This is a genomic window from uncultured Marinobacter sp., assembly GCF_963974375.1.
Lineage (GTDB): Bacteria > Pseudomonadota > Gammaproteobacteria > Pseudomonadales > Oleiphilaceae > Marinobacter.
On record NZ_CAXBDN010000376.1, the window covers coordinates 1 to 2,877 of the forward strand.

Consider the following 2,877-nt stretch of genomic DNA (forward strand, 5'->3'; position numbering starts at 1 on the left):
CAACCGAAACACCGATGTGGCGCTCAAGCCCTTTCAGCTTGCGAAAAATCAGGGTGCGATGGGCCCAGGGACAGGCCAGTGATACGTAAAGGTGATAGCGTCCGGATTCCGCCTTGAAGCCACCGTCACCGTCGGGACCGGGCGCACCGTCGACCGTTACCCAGTTGCGAAAGCGGGCAGCCTCCCGTTCAAATTTTCCACCGGTCTTGTCAGTGTCGTACCATGCGTCGTGCCACTTGCCGTCGATCAAAAGTCCCATACTGCCATCCTCACCAATACGAATTGGCCACGTAGTACGTAGCAAACTTCAAGGACGACAGGATACCCACGGAGCTGCTAACCTCTCAAACAAGCATTTCTGGCCATCACCTTCAGATAATTCGAACATGCATACAGCCATTACTATCGACGCCCTCAAAGTTCTTGATGCCATTGACCGCAAAGGCAGTTTTGCCGGCGCTGCCGGGGAGCTGTTCCGGGTACCCTCGGCCATCAGCTATACCGTACAAAAACTGGAAGAAGATCTGGATGTCGAGATTTTTGATCGCAGCGGTCACCGCGCGACTCTGACGCCGGCCGGACGATATCTGCTGAACGAAGGCAGGGCCCTGCTTGAGGCCACCGACGCCCTCGCCCACACCACCCGGCAGGTGGCCCAGGGCTGGGAAACAAGGCTGAAAATCGGCTTTAACTCACTGCTTCCGGCACAAGCATTGTTCCCGGCGCTGAAGACGTTTTACGAACTGGGCATCCCAGTGGAAGTTCAGTTAATTGAAGAGGTTTTTGCGGGCACCTGGGATGCCCTGCAAAGCCGGAGAGTGGATCTTGTGGTTGGCGCAGACCAGATCAGCCGGCCCGCCGGGCCCTTCACCACTCACTCCCTCGGACGCATGCACTTTGTGTTTGCCGTCAGCGCGGAGCACCCCCTGGCAGCGACCAGCGCCCCCCTGACAGAAAAAGACATTGCCCGCTATCCGGCGGCGGTGGCTGCGGATAGTTCCCGCAACCTGACCCCGGGCACTGCCGGCATTTTCCGGCGGCAACGAACCGTCACGGTCTCCAACATGAGCCAGAAAATCGCACTCCAGGAAGCCGGACTGGGAGTGGGCTGGCTGCCCAGGTCACTGATCCGCCACCAGCTGGCCTCGGGCCAGCTGGTGGCCCTGACCACGGACGCCCAGCGAGACCCCATCCAGCTGCATATTGCCAAACACAGTGAGGACCGGGGTAAGGCGCTCACCTGGTTCTGGGACACCCTGAGCCAGCCGGATTACTTTTCCGACTGGCTGGCAGACCCGGAGTAAAACTAATCCAAGGCCCAGCGCAGGAATTCCCGTCGCTGTTCATCTGAAGCTTCACGCCACAGGTTCTGCAGAGCACCCAGCGTATCGTCCCGCTCTTCAGCGGCAGCATCAGGCACGGCTGGCTGCCGGGCCGACGGGCCGGATGGCTCGCTGGCCCTGACCGCCCCCTGGGGAGCGGCATCCGCTACCCGGTTGCCGGCCGAATCCACGATACTGGCACGAAACGCCCCGGCAAGGGCTTCCGCCTCACGCCGGTCAGTGACCTCCGGCACCTCGAAGCGATAAACTTCCCCGGCCCGGGCCTCAAATTCAACCACCTGCGGTTCTGACTCAATCACCGCAACCCTGGCGTTCCCGGTACCTGTTCCGGAAGGCCGCGCCCAGATCGTTTTATGACTGAAAACAACCGTGTTGTTGCCGACCAGAAGCTGGTAATCAACCGCGACATCGGTCAGCAGGAACTCATCCATGGAGCGACCATTCACTTCACTGACGGTAATTGTCGACGGCGCCTTCAGTGTCGCGATTTCACGCTCGCTGACCGCCTGCCCCTCCCAGGTCTGGACCCGGGTCATGGAGCTACAGCCAGAGATAACAACAACCAAACCCAGCAGCATGCCCAGCCGGGCCCCGGAGATCTGTTCCAGGGTCGCGCGAACCCTTTCGCTGATAGATATTCTTTCAGGAACCAACACAGGCAGCCTCCAGGGTAGCCGATACAGTGGGCAGCCTCCGCACACACTGGTGAACGGATGGGCCATTAAAATCAACGTAATTCTGTTTACTGAAAGCTCCCGCCACGGGGAAAAGCCAAAAACTATCCGAACAAATCAACCACTGAATTGTAAAAAAGTGTTGAATTTCGCACAAAATGGATTAATTTTAAACAGTGCGCCAACAAATCAGCTTTTGCTTTGCAAACTGGGACACCTCAGATGAAACCCTGCAGGCAGACAATGAGCGCTTTCACACACCGGCATTCGCCCTCAGATTCGCTGTAGGAGGCACCATGGATATTCATACCCGCTCCGGAGAAGCCGGACCGGTCCCGTTCCGCAGCAGCCGGTTTTTCAGTGTCGGCGGCAAGTGGTATTTTACCACCCGCGAAGGTTTCGACAGCGGCCCGTTCGCCACCCGGGAACGGGCAGAAATCGGGCTCAAGCGTTTTCTTCACGTGATCCGCATGCTGCCAGCGGTACCCCGACCACTATCAGTGCATTGATCATTCCTTAACGCCGGGCCTGACCGAACCGCCGCAGACGTTGCACCCGACACCCGGCAATGCAACGGCAGCGTCGAGCCTTCGGTGGCAGCGCTGGCCGTTCACAACGTCAGCCAGAACCTGAGCGGTAAACGCGCAAGTGTTTGCAATTCAGTGGTCATCAGCCGTACCAAAATGATCATACCCCCTGTGTGCGCCCACCGTTTGTGCCTGGCCCCCGGGCTGAATCAGCCGCAGCTCCCGTCCGGCGGCTACCTCCCCGATGACGGTGAAACCAACACCGACATACCGGGACAGGGCATCGCGATGCTCTGGCGGCAGGGTAAAACACAACTCGTAGTCATCCCCCCC

Annotated in this window: 3 protein-coding genes and 2 pseudogenes; 2 read left to right on the forward strand and 3 right to left on the reverse strand. The window is 59.0% G+C overall.

What is annotated here, in order from left to right; translation table 11 throughout:
* Nucleotides 1-259 (reverse strand): annotated as a pseudogene (locus AAC035_RS20285) (glutathione S-transferase family protein); the annotation flags it as partial.
* Nucleotides 260-386: 127 nt separating this feature from the next.
* Between AAC035_RS20285 and AAC035_RS20290 the strand changes: the two are divergent.
* A complete protein-coding gene (locus AAC035_RS20290) occupies nt 387-1,304 on the forward strand; it encodes a LysR family transcriptional regulator (RefSeq protein ID WP_339806927.1) in 918 nt (305 codons plus the stop codon).
* Nucleotides 1,305-1,306: 2 nt separating this feature from the next.
* Here the strand turns inward: AAC035_RS20290 and AAC035_RS20295 are convergent, their stop codons facing one another.
* Entirely contained in the window at nt 1,307-1,999 is a 693-nt protein-coding gene (locus tag AAC035_RS20295; protein WP_339806928.1) for a DUF2057 family protein, read from the reverse strand.
* 314 nt (nt 2,000-2,313) lie between these two features.
* Between AAC035_RS20295 and AAC035_RS20300 the strand changes: the two genes are divergently transcribed.
* Nucleotides 2,314-2,526 (forward strand): DUF6316 family protein, encoded by a 213-nt coding sequence (locus AAC035_RS20300; protein WP_339806929.1) that lies wholly within the window; start codon nt 2,314-2,316, stop codon nt 2,524-2,526.
* Between the two features lie 150 nt (nt 2,527-2,676).
* Here AAC035_RS20300 and AAC035_RS20305 read toward each other — a convergent pair.
* Nucleotides 2,677-2,877, reverse strand: a pseudogene (locus AAC035_RS20305) (thiamine-phosphate kinase); the annotation flags it as partial.

Coding starts and splice junctions, on each gene's coding strand:
- AAC035_RS20290 (WP_339806927.1), top strand. CDS start 387: ATGCATACAGCCATTACTATCGACGCCCTCAAAGTTCTTGATGCCATT.
- AAC035_RS20300 (WP_339806929.1), top strand. CDS start 2,314: ATGGATATTCATACCCGCTCCGGAGAAGCCGGACCGGTCCCGTTCCGC.